This is a genomic window from Rhizobium rhizogenes NBRC 13257, from assembly GCF_000696095.1.
In the GTDB taxonomy this organism is placed as follows: Bacteria; Pseudomonadota; Alphaproteobacteria; order Rhizobiales; family Rhizobiaceae; genus Rhizobium; species Rhizobium rhizogenes.
Window position 1 is genome coordinate 52464 of record NZ_BAYX01000011.1, and the last position, 19922, is coordinate 72385.

At 57.9% G+C, this 19922-nt stretch carries 17 protein-coding genes; 8 read left to right on the plus strand and 9 right to left on the minus strand.

Going from position 1 to position 19922, the window contains the following annotated elements; genetic code table 11:
• Positions 1–221 precede the first annotated feature (221 nt).
• Both RRH01S_RS23025 and RRH01S_RS23030 read left to right on the plus strand, forming a co-directional pair.
• Complete coding sequence (locus RRH01S_RS23025) at positions 222–2189, plus strand: hydrolase (protein WP_034516128.1); 1968 nt, start codon at positions 222–224, stop codon at positions 2187–2189.
• Between the two features lie 151 nt (positions 2190–2340).
• Complete coding sequence (locus tag RRH01S_RS23030; protein WP_015917743.1) at positions 2341–3783, plus strand: lipopolysaccharide biosynthesis protein; 1443 nt, start codon at positions 2341–2343, stop codon at positions 3781–3783.
• Positions 3784–3817: 34 nt separating this feature from the next.
• Here RRH01S_RS23030 and RRH01S_RS23035 read toward each other — a convergent pair whose 3' ends face one another.
• The 6 genes from RRH01S_RS23035 to RRH01S_RS23060 form a co-directional block, all read right to left on the minus strand.
• The gene (locus RRH01S_RS23035) at positions 3818–4819 is read right to left on the minus strand and encodes a glycosyltransferase family 2 protein (RefSeq protein WP_007691600.1); all 1002 of its coding nucleotides are present in this window, start codon (positions 4817–4819) and stop codon (positions 3818–3820) included.
• A 5-nt stretch (positions 4820–4824) separates the two neighbouring features.
• Positions 4825–6561 carry an exopolysaccharide biosynthesis protein gene (locus RRH01S_RS23040; protein ID WP_015917745.1) on the minus strand — a complete coding sequence of 579 codons (1737 nt, stop codon included), beginning with the start codon at positions 6559–6561 and terminating at the stop codon, positions 4825–4827.
• Entirely contained in the window at positions 6558–8597 is a 2040-nt protein-coding gene (locus tag RRH01S_RS23045; RefSeq protein ID WP_034516125.1) for a glycosyltransferase, read from the minus strand. Before RRH01S_RS23045 ends, RRH01S_RS23040 begins: the two co-directional genes overlap by 4 nt.
• Positions 8594–9994 carry a hypothetical protein gene (locus tag RRH01S_RS23050; RefSeq protein WP_015917747.1) on the minus strand — a complete coding sequence of 467 codons (1401 nt, stop codon included), beginning with the start codon at positions 9992–9994 and terminating at the stop codon, positions 8594–8596. The genes RRH01S_RS23045 and RRH01S_RS23050 overlap by 4 nt, the downstream gene beginning before the upstream one ends.
• Before the next feature lie 116 nt (positions 9995–10110).
• Positions 10111–10803, minus strand: a complete 693-nt coding sequence (locus RRH01S_RS23055; RefSeq protein ID WP_007691614.1) for a class I SAM-dependent methyltransferase — start codon at positions 10801–10803, stop codon at positions 10111–10113.
• 167 nt (positions 10804–10970) lie between these two features.
• Positions 10971–11696: a sugar transferase gene (locus RRH01S_RS23060; protein ID WP_007691616.1), complete on the minus strand. Its 726-nt coding sequence runs from the start codon at positions 11694–11696 to the stop codon at positions 10971–10973.
• Positions 11697–11986: 290 nt separating this feature from the next.
• Between RRH01S_RS23060 and RRH01S_RS23065 the strand changes: the two genes are divergently transcribed.
• The 4 genes from RRH01S_RS23065 to RRH01S_RS23080 all read left to right on the plus strand — a co-directional run bounded on the left by RRH01S_RS23065 (position 11987) and on the right by RRH01S_RS23080 (position 16368).
• Complete coding sequence (locus RRH01S_RS23065) at positions 11987–13093, plus strand: IS630 family transposase (protein ID WP_034516121.1); 1107 nt, start codon at positions 11987–11989, stop codon at positions 13091–13093.
• A 125-nt stretch (positions 13094–13218) separates the two neighbouring features.
• Entirely contained in the window at positions 13219–14292 is a 1074-nt protein-coding gene (locus RRH01S_RS23070) for a glycosyltransferase (protein ID WP_034516780.1), read from the plus strand.
• A 36-nt stretch (positions 14293–14328) separates the two neighbouring features.
• Positions 14329–15699: a polysaccharide biosynthesis/export family protein gene (locus RRH01S_RS23075; protein ID WP_042474329.1), complete on the plus strand. Its 1371-nt coding sequence runs from the start codon at positions 14329–14331 to the stop codon at positions 15697–15699.
• Positions 15700–15987: 288 nt separating this feature from the next.
• Positions 15988–16368, plus strand: coding sequence for a hypothetical protein (locus RRH01S_RS23080; protein ID WP_034516779.1), 381 nt, complete (start codon positions 15988–15990; stop codon positions 16366–16368).
• A 265-nt stretch (positions 16369–16633) separates the two neighbouring features.
• On the opposite strand, the gene RRH01S_RS23085 is transcribed toward RRH01S_RS23080, so the two are convergent.
• Complete coding sequence (locus RRH01S_RS23085) at positions 16634–17005, minus strand: COG4315 family predicted lipoprotein (protein ID WP_034516119.1); 372 nt, start codon at positions 17003–17005, stop codon at positions 16634–16636.
• Positions 17006–17325: 320 nt separating this feature from the next.
• On the opposite strand from RRH01S_RS23085, the gene RRH01S_RS23090 reads away from it, so the two are divergent.
• Both RRH01S_RS23090 and RRH01S_RS23095 read left to right on the plus strand, forming a co-directional pair.
• Positions 17326–18345, plus strand: a complete 1020-nt coding sequence (locus tag RRH01S_RS23090) for a sensor histidine kinase (RefSeq protein WP_042474331.1) — start codon at positions 17326–17328, stop codon at positions 18343–18345.
• A 115-nt stretch (positions 18346–18460) separates the two neighbouring features.
• Positions 18461–18799 carry a hypothetical protein gene (locus RRH01S_RS23095; RefSeq protein ID WP_034516117.1) on the plus strand — a complete coding sequence of 113 codons (339 nt, stop codon included), beginning with the start codon at positions 18461–18463 and terminating at the stop codon, positions 18797–18799.
• Positions 18800–18846: 47 nt separating this feature from the next.
• Here RRH01S_RS23095 and RRH01S_RS23100 read toward each other — a convergent pair whose 3' ends face one another.
• Both RRH01S_RS23100 and RRH01S_RS23105 read right to left on the minus strand, forming a co-directional pair.
• Positions 18847–19041: a hypothetical protein gene (locus RRH01S_RS23100; protein WP_007691632.1), complete on the minus strand. Its 195-nt coding sequence runs from the start codon at positions 19039–19041 to the stop codon at positions 18847–18849.
• 105 nt (positions 19042–19146) lie between these two features.
• Positions 19147–19686, minus strand: a complete 540-nt coding sequence (locus RRH01S_RS23105) for a hypothetical protein (protein WP_034516112.1) — start codon at positions 19684–19686, stop codon at positions 19147–19149.
• Positions 19687–19922 lie beyond the last annotated feature (236 nt).

Below are 19922 nucleotides of genomic sequence, written 5' to 3' on the forward strand. Positions count from 1 at the left end.
GGATATTACAGTGCATACTAATCCTCATCAGGAGATAAATGGAACATAAATTCAGGTGATTTCCTTTATATTTCCGAATAGTACTTGATATATTTTACTCTATGCTGCTAGTCTATGCTTCAAATCGATATCGAACCATTGTTATAAGCAATTCGATATTGGAAATCATATCTTGCTTGGAAAAATCGACTGAATTTCGGTGCACGCCGAGGGGGTGTTTAGTGCTACGGCGAAGCCTCGACGATTTCTATCAGCATGCCGACGAAATCGAGCTGATTTCTACCGACGTGTTCGACACGCTACTGTTGCGCCGTGGAAAGTCGCAGCGCTCCCGGATCGCTGCGGGTGAGACGCGTTTTGCGCATCTCCTGAGAGATCGAGGTCTGTCCATCGGCAAGAACGAACTTGTCAGGGCTCGTCTTCTTGCTCAGAAGTTTGCCTACCGCGCGCTCAATGCAGGTGATGGTGCGGGCGAAGTGCGGTTAGCCGATATTATCCGCAGCCAGCTGGCGTTGCTTGGTTTACCGGAAAGCCTGACAGAGGAGCGTCTCGCCATAGAACTGGTCGTTGAAAAGACGGCTCTCTCAGCAAACGCAGCACTCGCCACCTTACTGAGGCGATATCGACAGGCTGGCACCCGAATTGTCGCGGTGAGTGACACCGGACTTTCAACCGACCACCTTGCCGAATTGATCAACCATTTCCACGGTCCGGGGCTGATCGACAAGATCTATTCGAGCGCCGATGCCCAGGCGAGCAAGCGCTATGGCGGGCTATTTTCCGTCGTGCTTGAAACTGAGGCCGTTTCCCCGTCTCAGGTTCTGCATATTGGTGACGATGTGGTGGCCGACGTCCGGGTGCCCGACGCAATGGGGATCAAGACCGTTCACCTTCCAAGGAGCCGTTTTGATCGCTATGCTTCGCGCGCGGACGGCGCAGCCACCGAAGCGGTCAGACAGATCCGCCAGCGCCTGGCGCATCACGGCCAGGATATTCCCGCGCCAAACGACAAGGTCTCCTTCGGCCGGGAGGTTTTCGGACCGATCGTCGCGGAGTTCTGTCTGTTCATCTGGCTATATGCCACGCAGGCAAAAGCTGGTGGCGACACCGCGCTGTTGTTCTGCGCCAGGGGCGGCATCGGCATCAGGGAGGCTTTCGAGCGGGTTTTGCAGGCGCTCGGCCTGCCGCTTGACCTCAAGCGCGACAATATTCTGGTTTCAAGGCTTGTCGCCGCGCGTTCGGCGGTCATGACCAGGAGCCCGGCAGTGTTGGACGAGCTCGGTCGCGAATTCCAGCGGGGAAGCTTCGCAGACGTCACCCGCGCCTTGGGTGGACAAAGCTACGAATTGCCGGAGCCCTGGCAACAGACTTTCGATCCAAAGCGATTTTTCGCGCTGCTCGATAGCAGTATCGGCCAAGCGGTGCTGGACGATATTCGCAAGCAGAACGACCTGTTCATTCGCCATCTCGATCAGATTTCGGGCCAGGCGAAACGCATCGTTCTTTGCGATACGGGTCTTTACGGAAGCACCCAACGGCTGCTGGCCGCCGGCCTTCCCGATCGCCGGTTCGAGACCATCCAGTTTGCGCGCTGCAACTACAAGGGACTGAGCGAGGACCATTTTCCGATGGTCGCGGGCCTTGTCGTCGAGCAGAATCTGTACAATCCGTTCAAGGTGGAAACCGTGATCCTGCGCTATTGGCAGATCATCGAGAGCCTGTTCGAGCCTGCCTTGCCATCCGTTCGGCAGTTCAGCAAGGATGCCGGCGGCGTTGTCATCGCCAATTCCGGCGATATCCGGTACGGCAAGCTGGAACCGGCGGCGGGAAATCCGCTTCTGTCCGGAGCCCTGCAATATATTGATCGGATCAGTAGCGGCGCGCAGGTCTTGCGTGACGCAGACTGTGCCTGGTTGCGCCTGAAGCAAGCCATCACTAATCCGAGCCGGATCGACATCATGGCCCTCGGCGTCGGCGCCCGCTCAGTCGACTTCGGCCGTTCCGACGTGGTGCATGTGCTCAATCGCCCGCAAAATACGGATCTCGCCAAGAAGCTGATGTCAGTCAAATCGCATCTGTGGCGCGAGGGTGCCATTGCGCGCGACTTCCCTCTGCTCAAACCGCCGCTGCTTGCCGCGCTTGAAATGGCGCATGTGCTGCGAGGGGTTTCGGCCCGCCTATATCGTTGAATTTTATGCCAAGGACATATCCATGACTATTGTAACGCGTCTTAAGCATGGTTCCGTCGAAGCACAACCAGAAGAGCTTCCGCCCACCATGGAACGGCATGGAGCCAATGTCGGTTTACCATGGCGATGGGCGAGGTCTTAGAGGTTCAGGATGCTCGCGTTCAAAGCCTTCAAAGGAGCCGGCTGGCTCATCGTGTCACGCTTTCTTGGGCGCATCATCGACTTCTTCACGCTTCTGTTCCTCGCTCGCATCCTGACGCCGGCCGATTTCGGCCTGGCGGCGCTGGCCATGTCGCTTGTGGTCGTCGTCGATACCGTCCTCGAGGTGCCGGTCACGCAGGCGCTGGTCCGGCTGAACGTCATCAACAAGAGCCATCTGGACACCGGCTTCACGCTGAGCGTCATGAGGAGCGCATTGATCGCGCTCATCGTCATGACCGCCGCCTGGCCCTTTTCGATGTTCAATCACAACCCTCAACTGATCCCGCTGATTGCCATGCTGGCATTAGGCCCGATCGTGAAAGGGTTCTATAGTCCGGCGATGGTGCATTTCGCCCGAAATATGGGCTTCCAGCAGACCTTCATGATGGAGTTTTGCGGCAAGCTGTGCGCCTTCGTCGTCTCCATCATCATCGTTTTTTCCGGAGGGGCTTATTGGGCCATCGCGGCCAACTTCGTCACCAATTCGATAGCGGCCGTGGCGATGTCCTATGTGCTTGCCCCATATCGGCCGGCGCTCTCGCTGGCGCGGCTATCAGATTTCGCCGGCTTCGTCGGCTGGTTCAGTTCCGCGCAACTGGTCTCGGCGCTGAACTGGCAATTCGACCGTTTTCTGATCGGCGCCGGCACCGACAGCACCACGCTCGGCCGCTATGCCGTGGCGAGCGACGTGTCTGTGGTTCCGACGCAAAGCCTGATCGGGCCGGCGCTGCAGCCGGTGATGGCCGCCTTCTCGCAGATCAACTCGGATCCTCAGCGAATGAGACTGGCCTTTCTCAAGGCCGCCCGCTTCGCGATGCTGATTTCAGTACCCGCCTGCGTCGGGATATCGCTGACATCGGACCTTGTCACCGATCTCCTGCTCGGAGAAAAATGGAAGGATGCGGCTCCTCTGCTGAGCATGCTTTCACTGGCAGTGATACCGATCCCCTATTTTCAGACCCTGTATTCGGCCAGCCTCGCTCTCGACCGTCCTCATATTCTCTTCAGGCTGAATGCCATCGACCTCTGCTTCAGGATCGTTCTGATCTCGATCGGCTTCTATTTCTTTTCGACCGGCGGCGTCAGCGTCGCGAGGGTTCTCCTCTCGGCTATCATGTTCGCATTCTACCTGAACGACGCCCGGCGGCTCTTGGGGCTTGGTATCGGGGCGCAGCTGAAAAACATATGGAAGATCGGCCTTGCCGCGATCGTCATGGTCGTGTGGGTTCTCATGCTACGAGACGAGCTGGCGGGACGGTCCTGGAATCATGTCCTGGAGCTTGCCCTCGTCGTGGCGACGGGTGCCGCGGCCTATGTCGGGACGCTCTTTGCCCTCGGCGTGCGACTGATCGCCGGACGTGGACGGCTCGAACTGGCTGACCGTCGTCGGTGATCGCCTACCCGATCCGAACTCGGGCTCATGGCCGTTATAGCAGCGACTGAATCATCCCGAGGGTCGAGCGCTTGCCTCCATTCAGCCGATAGGCAAGTCCACCGCGCGCCCGTCGGTTTGGGAGCACCATGGTCAACAACCAGAATGCCGCGACGGTCGCCTTGGTCTTCATGGGATAGGCTTCCCGCCAAAGCTGGCGAAGCAGTTCAAGCAGACGTCGGATCGGTGGGCGCCGCCCTTCGGCTATCGCCAGATAGAAGCTGCGCTCGAGATAAAAATAGGCCCGCTCGGGCTGAACCAGCTCATCTGCCCGACCATACTGCGCCAGAATTCGGCGCAGGTGGCTCATCCGCTGGACAAAGCGGTTCAGTTCGCCGCGCAACGAAGCCGGGTCGACGGCACGCCCCAGCCCGGAAATGTTACGGCCGTGGACACGGTAGCGTCCCAGTTCATCAGACAGGCTCACGACATCGCCCATGAACGGCGCAGCAAACAGGATCACTCCATCCACAGCGCGGTCGTAAGTCATGTCCCGAAGGTGTTCGCACAGGTCGCGCCTGAACACGTTTCCGGATGTCGGTGGGGTGGTGTAGACGCCTGTGCGCAGCACGAGATCGGCAAGCGCTTCGCGCTCGCGGAACTCTTTCAGAGGTGTCGCGGCACTGGTAACTTCTCCCCGATCATTGATCCGGGTCAGCGAGAATTGAAGTTTGGCGACGTCGCTGTCCAGCCTCGAAATGATCGTTGCGAGCGAGCCTGGAGCCAGCTCATCGTCCGCATCAAGAAACAGAACGAACGGCGCCTGTGTTCGCTCCAATCCGTAAAGGCCCGCCGCACGCTGCCCACCATTTTCAATGCGATAGGCGGTCACGCCCTCGCTCTGGATGATGTCCCAGGAGGAATCCGTCGAGCCGTCGTCGATCACGACAAGCTCGCAATCGTCCCGCCCCTGTGAAAGGACGCTGCGGATCGCAGTCGCCACATAGGTTTCATAATTCCAGCAGGTGATGATGACGGCGATTTTCGGAGATTCCATCCTTGTCATGCCTTTGCCCGGTTGATCACAGTACCAATCACATTGGCGCCGGAGCGTCGCAATTGCTGTAAAGTATCGTTGACTTGTTCTGTGGTCGTCCGTCCGGCGCTGGCGACGATCAGGACGGCGTCAGCGTGAATTGCCAGTGCCTGCGCATCCGTCGAGCCGCCGACTGACGGCAAGCCGAGAAGCACGTCACCCCTGGCACGGGCTGCTTCGACGATCCGCGCGACACGCCGGTCGCGGAAATCGACATAGAGATTTGTCAAGGCGTTTTCGGAATGTATGGGGAGCACGGCAATGCCGTCACCGTCTCCGCGTCCGTTCCCGAAGATCACCTGTTCCGGCCGCATGTCGGCAACGAGCGCATCGGCCAGCGACGTTGTCGGCAAAGCGTCGGGACCATCGTCGCTGAGGTCGATCTGCCCCATTTCCGCATTGAAGAGCGTCGTATACCGACCGCTCCGGCTGATGAATTGCGCCAGGCTCAAGCAAAGCGTCGACACTCCGGTGCCCGTCTCCCAGCCAGCGACCGCGATCACGATGCCTCGCTCGTTGCGAATTGCGGAGCAGGCGATCTCAATCGATGTCCTGAGATCGCGGATCGCCACGGCATAAGCACTGCCAGGCAGGTTGACGATCACGGAGCTTCTTCTGTTATGCGAGCCTCGCCTGAGGTCAACCCGGCTTGCCGCGTCCGGCAAGGTTCCGAGACATGGTATCCCCGTATCCCGCATCAGGTCCTTGGCGTTTCGAACCTTCCGATCGAGCGCAAGATTGAGCGCAATCATGGAGAAGCCGGCAAGCAGGCCGAGAACGCCTCCAAGCGCAGTGATCAACGATGGGCGCGGTGCCGATGGGCTTAGCGGCGGCAGCGCTGCGCCGATAATCCGCGCATCGCCGTCCGGCGTTGGAATGGCCGGCAGCTTGCCCTGCTTCATGGCATCCGTCGCAGCATCGACCTGCGAGGCCAAGGCATCGAGGCGCCATTGAAGCACTTCCGTCCCGGCCTGGGCCATTTCCGCCTTGAAAGACACCGCTTGCAGGATATAGCCGGACACGGCCGCGTTGGCGACACGCGCGGCAAGCACCGGGTCGGACGATGAATAGCTGATTTCCATGACATAGGACTGGCCAACCCGGCGGACATCGAGGCGCCTCGCGAAGCTCTGAAATGCTGCCTGACGCGCATTAGTGGCGGGTGGCTCGATATTATTTGTCGCAACCGCCCCGTCGGATCGGGCTGTTTTGCCGGTTTCCGATGTTGCGGCGCCGGTCCCTGTCCCCGGCTCGCTGAAGATACGACGTACATTGCTGACGACAAGATCGAGCATCCGGGGCGGCTGCGGGCCGAGCTCCGCGCTGGCCTCCAGATTCAAACTGTCGAAAACCGCCGAGAGCAGGCGCTCCGAACGGATAATCTGGAGCTCGCTATCGGCCCTGTTCAGGTCGAGATTCTGCGCGCCACTCCCGTCCTGACCCGAGGCCAAGGTCGGGCGGCGCGGTTCAAGCAACAAGGTTGCTGTCGCCGTATAGATCCGCGGCAGGGAATGGGCATGGAATGCCGCCAGGCCGATCCCGACGGCCGTGCATAGGATAAGTTTGGTTTTGTGCTGCAGGGCAAGCGCGCACATCGATCGCAGGAGGGCGACCGGTCCTTCATTGGGGTTGTCCGCAGGAGTGTCGTCTAACCGCCAAAGCCGGGACGAGCGTTCCAAAAGAGACGGATTGTTCTGCGTCATCTGGTCGTCACCTCCGACTTAAGTTGCCCCGTGCTATTCTTCGTCGTCAGCCTTGCCGCACGCTCGGGTTCCAGGCGGCCGCGAAGAAGATCGGCGATTGCAATCAGATTGCCTCTGGCCCGTCCGCGCCTGTCGACGAAGGGTTCGGGCCATGCCGCGCGCGTGAAGTTCATGGCCATGTTGCAAAAGATGTGGTTGGCGACTTTCACGCCCGTCATCGTACCTTTTCGCAGCATGTAGATGGGATTGACGATCTGCGAATAGCCGAAGCGTTCACCACTTATTCGACCGTTCTTGACTCCCATGTGCACGCCGAAGGCTTCCGCGCATTTGACGAAACGACCGCCGCGCTTGGAAAGCGCCGCGGCAAAATCGCGATCCTCCAGCCAGCCGTAGAGTACCAGACGTTCGTCGAAACGGGTCTCTCCGATGGCTTGGGCCCGAAATGCCATATTGCAGCCATAGGGACTGTAGGGCTCGATCCAGCTCCAGTCGCTTGGCGGAGCGGCCTCCACAAGACGCAGCGCCTCTTCGAAACCGATGCCCGGGCCGTTGACGCCATCGGCAAGCACCCGTCCGGTAAAGCCGACGATCTGGCTGTCGTCGCGAAACGATCTAGCGGCCGCGGCAAGCCAATTCCTGTCCGCAATGAAGTCGTCGTCGAAGAAGGCGACGATCTCGGTCTCTTCCGGCAGGCTTAGAAGCGCCGTATTGCGCTGCGTGGTCAGGCCCGGCAAACCGGTTACCACCGTCACCTCCGAGTGTCCGACCAGATCGCCCGCGTCCGCAAGATCAATGCACGAAACGATCACGGCTTCGGGCTTCAGCGTTTGCGTGGCAAGCAGGTGGCGGACTGTGGCGCTCACGACGCCAGGGCGTCCGCGCGTGGCGATGACGACGGCCGCGCGTGGAACGCTCGCAGTGACCGGCTTGTAGGTCTTCGGATGTGCTGCGGGCCGCTCGAGCAGTTCCATATAGCTCGCAGCCGTCTGCGACCAGGAAAAATGCCGCACCTGTCCATACCCCCTTCCGATGAGTTCACTGCGCAACGCCGGCGTCTCCTTGAGCGCGCGGATATGCCGGATCCAGGCGGCAGGATCGGAGGGTGAGGCGAGCAAAGCGGCATCACCGCAGACTTCCGGCATGCTCGCGGTGTAGGAAGCGATGACTGGACAACCGCGTGCCATGGCCTCGACGATTGGAAGACCGAAACCTTCCGTCAGCGACGGAAAGGTGAGGCAGAGCGCCCTTTCGAGCAGATAAGCCAGATCGTGGTCCGACACGCGGCCGATCAGATGAACGTTGGATCGCTGTTTGAGTGCGCCGGGAACAAAGATCTCGGCACCTCCACCGGCGATCACGATATCCACGCCGATCTCGTCAAGCCCGGGAGCCGCATCGACAAGCAGCGCGAGGTTCTTGTGACGCGCCCTGGAACCCAGAGCCAGAATGAACCGGCGATCGCTCTGCCCGAAGGTTTCAGCAATGAAGCCCGGCGCCATTTGTGCGAGCGCCGGATCCCAGCTCAAGGCATGCTCATGGCCGTTTGGAAGCACGGCGATGTCCTCGATCCGGATTGGCAGATGCCGGGCGATCTGGCGTGCGGCGGCATGAGAAACCGTGGCGATCCGCGCGGATCGCCGCACGAGAAGCGGCTGCAGCGTCTGGTAAACCATCCGGAAGGTGCGATTATAGCTCTCGGGAGCCGAAAATACGTTGGCATCATGGATGCAGACGATTTGATCGGCTTTGGAGGCCGGCGCGGTGTTGCAAAGGTTGAGGAGCCGACCAGGCCATTGGGCAGGCAAGGTGATCTGCTCCCAGGGATGCCCCGAAAGAGGTCCCGACTGGATCAGAGGCATATGACTGAAACCCGGGTTCGGCGTCCCGGATGGAGCGATGATCGCCGCCTGCGCATCGGCCGCAGCGAGCGCCTCATCCAGTGCGCGCACGACATTCGACGCATAACGCTGCACGCCCGTTGCGTTCTGCGTGAGGAAGCGGCCATTGACCGCAAAAAGGGCGGCAGCACTCATATGGTTGCTCCTATCGGGCGGCTGGCGCGCACGACCTGTGTAGCGCGCTCCGGTTGGGCCGAGGCCATCGCGGCCAACATGCAGAAGAACAGGCCCTGGTCGATGACCGGGCTCACCAGCATGTCGCCGACCAGCAACCCCAAACAGCCGTTGCGCGCTGCAAGGCGCGCGTCAGCCATAAAACTCCCCTGGACACCACGCTTTTTGATCAATGCATCGAATGCGAAAGCCAAATAGAAGATCGTTCCGGGAATGCCGACATTCGCAAGCAGCGCCAGCAGGAAGCTGGACGTACGGGCCGTTCCGAGGCCGACCCCCAGCCCAAGACTGTCGAAGACGTTCTGGATCGCGGCCATGTTCCAGGAGTTACGTTCAATTCCGGAATTGGACGCGGATTTGCCGAGGGCCACGATGTCAATGTAATTGTAGATCAGCTTCGACATGTCCGGGTCGATCGCGACCAAGAGGGCAACCGCCAATGACACCAACGGCACAAAGACGATCGCGACCGTGGCGGTGCGGCTGGTATTTTTCCGTCCACTGACCGACAAGGCAGTTGCAAAAAGGATCAGCAACATGACCGGCGCGCCGACGAGCCCGGTCGACGACGTCGACATTACAACCAACACCAGAGATATGGCGGCGATCGGACCGCTAATATAGGGCCGGCGACCGCAAAGCCAGAGCGTTCCGGTAAAGGCAAAGACGCCGAGCGTCGAGCGGGCAAAGGAGGATGCCTCGGTAAACGACCCGACGATGCGCTTCACACCGGCAATCTGGTCATCGGTATGAAGCGTGTATTGGGCATTCCGCATGAACGCGAGGATACCTTGCGAGCCTGTCGAATAAGTACCGATGTCGAGCAGTGCGAAGACAGTGTTGGCGACGCTATAGGCAAGCAGTCCGGCGAGAACGGCTTGGAAGCCTCGATAGGTTGATGCGACCGCAACCGTCATTGCGAAGCAGATGAGGTTGCCAATCATGTAGACGCTTTGCGTGAAGTTGCTCGATACCGGCACCAGCGGCACGGTGGAACGCGTATCACCGAAGACCGTGGTTCCGAGCGGCACGATCTGCGTCACGCCCGTCAGGAGCCGCGGCGCGAAATAGGCGCTCATCACGCCATAGACAACCAGAAGCGCAAACCAAAATCCGGGTTCACCGAGACGCAGCGCATGAACGAATGCCCCCGCCGCCCGCTCGCGCGTGATGACGCCAAGCACGAGAAAGCCGAGAAGGACATGGCCCGGCTGGATGTTCGCCGAACCGATGAACATCGCTGCCGCCGATCCGAGTACAGCCGTCACCGCCAGTGTCACGACCGTCGCCCCGTTGCCGAGAAACAGGCAAAGCAGCCCGCCTAAGATGGCGACAATGCCGATCGGCTCGATACTCATGCTATCGCCTCCCCGCACTCTTGCCACGGTGGGGAACGGAAAGGCTCGCCGGGATGGATGTTCCGACCTATCATGCGTTGAGCTGCGGTATTCGTTCCGGGCAGCGGCATGGAGGTCTACTCTGCCAAAACGAGAAGCGAATAGCCGCCAAGCAGCCGCACGGCCAAATCCGGATTGATGGAAAAGAGCAGCTTTCGCGGCAGTCGCATCAACGCGCTGGTGAATGCCTGATTAGGCAGCTCCAGACGACTTGCCGTGTATTTATAGTCAATGACCGAGTATCCGCAGTCCTTGAGCGTGGCAATTGCCGTATCCTTGAAGAAGTAATGCAGATGTCCGACATTGGCGCGAAGCTTCGTAATCGGCCATGCACGCAGCACCGACTGTACTGAAAGGTCGAGCGGAATGTGGAAGATCTTGTAGCGGCCGCAGGGTCGCAGGTCTTTGATGAAAGAAATATAGTCTTCTACATGCTCTATCACATCTGCAATGACGACCACGTCATGGTGGCTGTCTTTTTCTTCGACGATGTTCGCTAGATGAAAGGAAACGTTGCTTTTCTCTTTCGTCTTGGCGCGCTGATAGGCATGGGGAGAAATCTCGTAGCCCGCAAACTGGGCCTTTGGAAAACTGCGGGACAAATTAAGAAGAATCTCGCCCGTGCCGCAGCCGACCTCGCAAAGAGTTTCGAAGCGCAGTCCGTTTTTTCTAATGATCTCCTCGATCTGGCGCGCCTTCCAAGGAGAATCCTCCTCGTGCCAGGTGGGGTTCAATTCAGCATATTGATCGGAAACATAAATATCCTGCAAAACTGACTATCCTTATACTGAGATACTAAGTTCAGTTCTGGCAGGCCGTCACGGAAAGCAGCAACGCGGCCGCGAAAAGCCGCCGGTCACTTCCGCTCGTCAACGGCGTACCGTCTTAAGTCCCTACTGGATTATCCCGGCGTCGCGCATGAAACCGGCGCAACCGCTCAATAGCTGCCTCGTGAGGACAGGACCGCTGGAATGGTCCTGACCATAATCACCATATCGCCCCACAAACTCCGCTCAGCCACATAGCGAGCGTCAAGTTCGACACGCGCATTGTAGCTGGTGTCGCTGCGCCCGCTGACCTGCCAGAGACCGGTCAGGCCGGGGCGCACCTTCATGTAGTCGGCAAAATAGGCGCCATAGAGCTCAGCCTCGCTCGGAACAATCGGACGTGGGCCGACAAGGCTCATTTCCCCCCGAAGCACATTCAGGAGTTGAGGGACCTCATCGACGCTGTTCTTGCGCAAAAGCTTGCCGAATGGCGTGACGCGAGGGTCATCCCTGAGCTTCCGCGTTGCGTTCCATTCAGCCCTCGCAGCAGGATGAGCGTCGAGATGCTGCGCAAGCACCTCCTCGCTGTTTGTGACCATCGTTCTGAACTTGAGGCAAGAGAACAACACGCCATTCTTGCCGACACGTCGATGGGACAGGAAGATCGGCCGGCCCTGCGTTACCAGAAGGATTGCCGCCACCATCAGGATCAGCGGCAATAGTACGATCAGAGCGATCCCGGCCAAAATACCGTCTATGCAATACTTGGCGGAATTCGACGCGACACGAGAGGTCGAGTTCCTGGAAGTCGCCAAACCCACCGATACACCGGCCCGTCGTCGCATTCGCAGACTATCCAGTGCGTCTAATTCGCTTCTCAGATCAATTTCCCTCATCTGCTTGCTCCATACTCGAAAGATATAAAGAAATACCGCCTGATATGCTCAGACATCGCCGATTTCGGAATGTAGAGTTACGTTAACAAATAATAAATAAATTGACAATGTCTTTATTGCGACGCAATATGTGTGTATCAAACGCCAACAACTGTCTTAATACAGGAAGAAAGTTGGTGTTATTAAGTCTAATTTTTAGATTTTCAGTTTTATATATTTGAATTTATTCATATTCAATTGGAACTTGAGTTCGTATCATTGTTCTGTACTTGATTTGGGGGACCCTAACGATGGCGGGCACGACTGGGCGGCCTACGGCGCCGTTGGTTCTGACTGAAGAAGAGCGGGCTTATTTGAAGCAGCAGGCGCGCCACGAAGAGGCGGCCGGTCGATCAATGTCCGAGCGGTGCCAGATCATTCTGCGCTGCGCCGACGGCATAGCCAGCAAGGCGGTGGCCGCGGAACTGAATGTCCATGAAAACACCGTCGGCAAGTGGCGGCGGCGCTTCCTGCGAGATCGCATCGAGGGGCTCTTCGACGCCGACCGTTCAGGCCGTCCGCGCACGATCGACGACGATCAGATTGCAGCTGTCATCGAACGCACCCTGAAGTCGAAACCCGAGGATGGGAGCCAGTGGTCGATCCGTTCCATGGCGGCAGCAACAGGCTTTTCACACACGACGATCCGGCGGATCTGGGCCTCGTTCGGGCTTCAACCACATCATTCGCAAACATCTGAGCCGTCGAGCGTTCCACCGTTGATCGATAAGGTCTGCGATGTCGTCGGGCTCCATCTGGCACCACCCAACCGTGTGCTGGCGCTCAGTGTCGATAAGAAGAGTCATGGACGAGCACATAATCATGGGCAATCCGGCCCATCAATGGTGCCGAACCAGGCTGAGCGGCACATGCATTCCCATGCTCAACCAGGCGTGCCCCCCTTGCTTGCTGCGCTTGACCTCATCTCCGGCTTCGTGATCGGCAACTACGACAAGCGGCACAGGGCGACAGAACTTCTCGATTTTCTCAGGCAGATCGATGCCAGCGTCCCCTTCGATCTCGATGTCCACATTGTCATGGATAACCATGCGACCCACAAAATCGCGGCTGTCCGATCCTGGCTCGCCCGCCATCCTCGCTATCATGTCCACTTCACCCCAACATCGGCTTCCTGGCTCAATCAAGTGGAGAGCTGGTTTGCCGAACTAAGCCGCAGGCAATTGCAGCGTGACGTCCGCACCTCAACCAACGAACTGGAAGCCAATATCCGCGCATTCGTCGAAAGCCACGCTGAAAGCTTCAAACCTTACAGTTGGACGAAGTCAGCCGATGAGACCCGTTCCTCGGTGAAGAGCTTTCGATTGAAGACAGCTCAATCGCAATACCGCCAACTTTAAATTGATACAGACAGACGAATAATACACAAAATCCCCCAAGAGATCTGCGCGTAAACTTTGAATTTATTATTTTGTTTCCGGAGTACTTCATGCGCGTTGCAATCATACATTATTGGCTGGTTGGAATGCGTGGAGGAGAAAAAGTTCTGGAGGCCCTTTGCAGAATGTATCCGTGCGCCGACATCTTCACGCATGTCTATGATGCATCAGTCGTTTCCGACGTCATCAAGCGGCACAGGATCCATACGACGTTCATCGACCGGCTTCCCGGCGCAAAGAAGCTCTACAAGAAATATCTGCCTCTAATGCCGATGGCCTTGGAGCAGATGGACCTCAATGAATACGATCTCGTCATCAGCAGCGAGTCCGGACCTGCCAAGGGTATAATACCAAGTCCGGCGGCGTTACATGTTTGTTACTGTCATTCGCCAATGCGATACATATGGAACATGTATAATAGATACTACGACAGTTCGGGCCTGATGACCCGGCTGATGATGCCGCCGCTCGCCCATTACTTGAGAACTTGGGACGTTGCCACGGCCAATCGAGTGGATCATTTTGCAGCAAATTCGGCGACGGTTGCTCAGCGGATCAAGAGTTACTACCGACGGGACTCCGAGATCATCCATCCCCCGGTGGATACTACTGCCTTTCACCCGATCCCCTCGTCTGAGGTCGGCGACCACTATCTGATGGTAGGCGAACTGGTGAGCTACAAGCGGCCCGATCTTGCGGTGGAGGCCTTCAATCTCATGAAAGCGAAGCTCGTCGTCATCGGCGGCGGGGAAATGCTCGACCGTATGCGCAGAATTGCTGGGCCTACCGTGACGATCATGGGTCCTCAGCCATTTGATGTCCTGAAAGAGCAGTATTCGCGCTGCAAGGCGCTTATCTTTCCTGGCGAGGAGGATTTTGGGATCGTGCCGGTGGAAGCCATGGCGAGCGGACGGCCCGTCATCGCATATGGCCGCGGCGGCGCAACCGAAACGGTGGTGGCAGACAAGACGGGCGTGTTCTTCGACATACAGACAACCGAAGCCATAATCGATGCTGTCGAGCGCCTGGAACGGATGGATTTAAATCCGGCGGATGCCGTTGCCCGCGCCGCCGAGTTCAGGACGGACGTCTTCATCCAGAAATTCAAGTCTTTCGTCGGCAAATCAATCGGTGAGCGCGCCAATGTCGGTCATTTGTAAAGGGTCGCGGCTCGCGCCGGACAGGAGTGGAACGTCATGCGATCAGATGTTGCTTTAACCCATCGGCAAACGAGCCGCGCGCCGGTCATCGCCCGTGTCAGGCCTCGCCGCCTTTCGGCTTGCCGGCTCTCCTTTCTGGCTGTGATCGCCCTGTTCGAAATACTGGGCATTTCCAGTGCCTGGGCAGATGATTATGTTCTCGGACCCCAGGACAAGCTGAAGATCCGGGTGTTCGAATGGCGACCGATGGCCGGGACAACGGTCGAATGGGCTCCGCTCACCGGGGAATTCGTCATCTCGACGGCGGGCAATCTGTCGATGCCCATCATCGGGACAGTGCCGGCCGCCGGCATGACCCTGGAGCAAGTCTCAGACTCCATCGGCGAGCGCCTGAAAACGCAAGTCGGCATGCAGAAGCGCCCCAACGCATCTGTAGAGGTAGCAGAATATCGTCCGTTCTTCCTCACCGGGCTGGTGACCCGGCCGGGAAAATATAGCTATAGCCCCGGCCTCACTGTCGTTCAGGCCCTGAGCATGGCGGGGGGGACCTTCGGGTTGATCGACCCAAATCTCGTCGGCCTGCAGCGCGACGCTCTGGTCGCTCGTGGCGACCTCAGGACCCTGGAGGCGGAGCGCCTAAGCCTTCTTGCCCGACAGGCACGTCTGGATGCCGTCACACAGGACCAACCCTCAATCGTCTTTCCACCGGAGTTAACGACGCGCGCGGATGACGCGACCGTCGATCGCATGATGCGGGAAGAGCAGGATCTCTTCGACACACGCCAGCGGTCGATGAGCACCGAGATCGACGCCCTCAATCAGACCAAGCTGCTTGCAACCAACCAGATAGAGGCACTGAATTCCAAGGCCGTCTCGCTTGCCAAGCAGATCGAGCTTGCCAACAAGGATGTGGGGACGGTCAGCAAACTGATTTCCCAGGGGCTGACCGTGTCATCCCGGGAGCTCGGGGCCAACCAGAACCTGGCGCAACTTCAAAGCCAGAACCTCGACGTCGCGCTCGCCAACCTGAAAGCCCGGCAGGACATTGCAAAGGCAGACGGCGACATTGCCGATGCCAGCAACCGCTACCGTGTCCAGGCATTGACCGAAGCGACAGAGGTGCGCGACCGCCTCGCCTCCAACAAGGAGAAGACGATAACGACGCGGGGGCTGCTAGAGAATATTCAGGCTCGCGCGCCGGCGGCGGCGGCAAATATGGCCGCGGACGACACCCAGCGCACGCTTGTCACGACCATCGACCGCATCGTCAACGGCGCGTTGCGGACCATCGTCGTCGGCGATAATGATCTGGTCTCCCCGGGTGATGTCATTCGCGTGGAAGACCAAAAGACGGCGCCTTCCGAGCAGGCCACGAACAACAGCCTGAAGCCCGCCATTTCCCCCTGAACGCTGATTTTCTCGCTTGAAGATTGCACATATGCGGCAGCGGCCTGAGAGCAAAAAATCCATGCCGTCATGGCAACTCACGTCTATCGTGTGATCCGGCCAACACTCAGTTCGCCTCATGATAGCGAAGCATGCTTCAGGCTGTATTGTTATTGCAAGGAAGTCCAGTAACTTCCCCGAATTACTAGGCTTGGCAATGATTTCGGCTTGTTCTGCGAGCGGAGATAATTGATACTGCTAACAATACCAATCTCGATTCTGGATTGGATGCTCGGAGTTGAACGTTTGATGGCATGGGGCCTCGTTCTTTCATTTGCGGTCGGTGCTTTGTGCGCTCTAAGAGTGCCGATCCTTCACTTCACCATTTTAGTATTGGCTATCATGGTGGGCTACGCGGTCACGAATATCAGCACGGCAAGTTCGGCGATCGAGGTTTTTTCATGGACTGCGCTTTTGGCGGTGATCCTTGAAGCCGGTTACGTTTTCCCGCACCTGCTGTTTTACGTCGTCTATGTGAAATTGCTCGGGCGTGATCGTCGGAGGTCTTCTGGTATAGGATCCGGTTTTTTTAACTATAGCCCGTTTCGCGGACACCAGGACAAGATGTTGTCATCGGCACCGGAACGTGTGAATGCCGAGACGAAATCCAGGCCGCGAATTCAAGATTGAAACCGTGAGCGTGCTCAACCAATGAGAACAGCGCACCACCTGATATGAAATACACAATATCAGGACCTATCGCGGATCGCCGCGACGGAGATTGTTGGCAATCCGCTTATTGCGTTATCACGCCCCCCTCCAATGCAAAGATTAAGCGCACCGGCCTAAGAGATATATCATTGTCCTACGGCATCCGGCGACCTGAACGCGGCGGTCCTGCCATTGCTGACAGAGGACGATCCGAGGACCGCCCTCTCCCTAAATGGGCCTATAGCTATTTGGCTACATGCCAAACCTTGCCAACACCATCGCCGGTCGTGTCGCCGGACTTTTTATCGCCGGCAAAGGTGTAGAGTGGCTTGCCACCATAGGCCCACATTTGCTGACCAGCCGCATCCTTGACCAGAGACCACTCACCTTCTGCCTTGGCCTTATCGGCCGCGCGAAAGGCGGGCCACTTCTTGAGGCAATTCTCATCGCAGTTTGATTTTCCCGGGGCATCCTTATCGAAGGTGTAGAGGGTCATGCCCTTTTCATTGGCCATGACCTTGCCCATTTTGGTGTCGACCATCTTGACGGGTTCGGCCGCCAGAGCCGGCAATGTTGTCGCAGCCAAGAGGCCGATCGCGATCAGCAGCGTTTTCATGTTTTCCTCCCATTCGGGAGTGCCGGCGAAATGCCGGTAGTGCCCGATATAGCCATATGGAAACGTCCGGTCGCGACCGTAGTTCCATTGAACGGCTGGGCAATCGACACGACGGAAATTGCCGCACTATCCGTAAAGGGATGATGTTGCTTGAAAGGTCCGGGCCGTCACGAGTACGGGCATAGGATTCTTCTCACGGCCTTATCGATCCATGCTATTGTCCGCTAACGTGCATAGCAGCAGGCGCTGTCTTGAGCGACGACGTCCATACCGGGGAAGGCTTTCGCACCGCGAGCCTCCGGCCCCTGAGGACATCAACTATGACCATCCCCCCACCTCTGCAGCCTGAAGGCGGGCTTAACCTTGCGCTGGCCGTGATCGCCTCATCGAGCGCTCCCCTGTTGCTTCTCGACGGCGACCTGATGGTAATCGCCGCGAGTGCATCGTTCTGCCAGGAATTCCAGATCGAGCCGGTCGAGCTGCCAAACCGCCAGCTGTCAGCTCTGGGCAAAGGAGAATGGGATGTGCGGCAATTGTCTTCCCTGCTGCACGCAACCGCTGCCGGAGCCGCCAATGTCGACGCCTATGAAATGGACCTCGATCGTGAGGGTCAGGCATCGCGGCGCCTGGTGTTGAACGCGCAGAAACTCGATTACGGCGATCCCGATCATATCCGGCTTCTTCTTTCCGTCTCAGATGTCACCGACGCCCGCCTCGCCGAAAAACTCAAGGATGATCTCCTGCGGGAGAAGGCAGTCCTTCTGCAGGAAGTCCAGCATCGGGTGGCAAACAGCCTGCAGATCATTGCCAGCATCCTGATGCAGAGCGCGCGAAAAGTGCAATCGGAGGAAACCCGCACGCATCTGCACTCGGCGCATAGCCGGGTGATGTCGATCGCCGCCGTCCAGCAGCAGTTGGCTGCCTCCAGACTTGGCGACGTTCAGCTCCGGCCATACTTTGAGCAGCTCTGCAAAAGCCTTGGCGCATCGATGATCCAGGATCCGAAGGAACTCTCCATTGAAGTCAATGTCGATGATAGCAAGACCAAGGCCAACATCTCTGTCAGCCTCGGCCTCATCGTCACGGAATTGGTGATCAATGCTCTCAAACATGCCTTCCCTGGTCATCGCAACGGCAAGATCATCGTCGACTATCACTCGAACGACACGCAATGGTCGATGTCGGTGCGCGACGACGGCATTGGCGTTTCTGCCGACCCGGCAGGCGCTAAGCCTGGCCTAGGAACAGGAATCGTCGAGGCGATGGCAAAACAACTCAATGCTGAGTTCACGACTATCGCCACCGAGCCGGGAACGAAGGTGTCTATCGTCCACATGTGATCAACATCTGTCTGCCAACCGTGCGAGCAGCACTCTAACAGTCAGCAAACTAAAATGACCCACGCGGAGCCATCATTCAAACAATCGGTATTTCTCTGTAATGAAAGATCAATCCATGACAATCGCGAGTGAGGGAGTGTCCGCCTACCGTTGGTGCCCGCTCGAGCTGGCGCCGGAAAATGACTTCGTGGGATTTTCGGGCGACAGGATGATCGGCAGGGTTTTCCTCGAGCCGCGTCCGCGCTTCAACGGTCTCTGGCATTGGTCGAGCACGACCGGATCCGATCCCGGTCTCGAAGTCCTGCGCCAAGGCTATGCCGCATCGGCGCAATTGGCCATCGAAGCAGTTCAAGCCTCATACGAAAATGCAATGGGCGTCGGTCTGGCTTCTGAGCGAGACGACAGGGTCGACGAAAACCCCATGGATCATAGCGGGATCATCTCAACGCCGTAATGCTTCACCGTCGTGTTCAATTTCGATCATCTGCCTTACGCGCGCATTCAGGGTTTCACGACCTCGGCAAGTTCACTTTGTGTAAGTCTTATCTCAGTCTCTCCCGGCGTCTCGTCCGGATGTGAAAACTCCATACCCTCCGTTTCAGGCATATCGAGTGCTTGCGTCGTGTTCATGATTCCGACCGCGACGCGCCTACCGCGCTTCTTGACGGTAGCTTCGACCATTCTCTTCTTGGACATCTGTTTATAGCTCCTTTGGCTAAATCTTAGTTATGCGCGATTACCCGTCCGCTGCACGCTTTCCAGGAGGGCCGGCAAAAATGCCTTCTTGGCGCGCTGCTCCAATCAGGGATTGGCGCCGCCTTCGTTGTCCCACCGTGACAGCGATCCGGCACTGGGCGACCTGCCGTCATGAGGGCGCGCATCGAAATCAGCCCTTAGGGCCTCACTGGCGATCAACCCGGTGTCAGAGATCTCCATCACCCCGCGGTCCAGATCACGACGGTCTCTATCGATTTCTATGACCGTATAGAGTTTTTCGTTTCGGAAAGCGCTTGCTCCCATCGCCGCAATGCTCTCGCCTGGTATGGATGGGACTTTCATGAAGTTGCCTTCAAAGGCAGCCGCCACCACACGCGCATCGCCTGTTGTCCGCGCCGCGACCAACATCTTGCCGCGCCAGGGTGCGATATCCCAATTGGGATCGTTGAAGGCTGCGATAGGCACCAGTTCGTAGACGCCGAGCATCTCGCCGCGTCCAACAAACGTCGATGACTCTCTGGCTGCGTCGCGCAATTGAGCCTGGCTTTCCACCGATTTCCCGACAGCGTTGCTACTGGTTCCTTTTAACGGTTCGTTTCCGCCCATCACGACGTTGTTCGACATTCGCATGTTCCTTGTGCAGCATCGCCAATGGTTGCGATATCCAAGGAAACGAGTAGGTGGGTCGGATAGTTCCGCCGGGTCCAAAGCATGCGCTGGCGCAGCAGGTTCCTCGTGCATTGAGTAGGGCGTTGGCTGGAACGATACGTTCGCATGACGGCTGCAATGGCAAGTTTCGGCGGCCTTTTGGCGGGGCAATGTAGCACCCTCCATCTTCATCAATTAAAGGGCGAAATTTT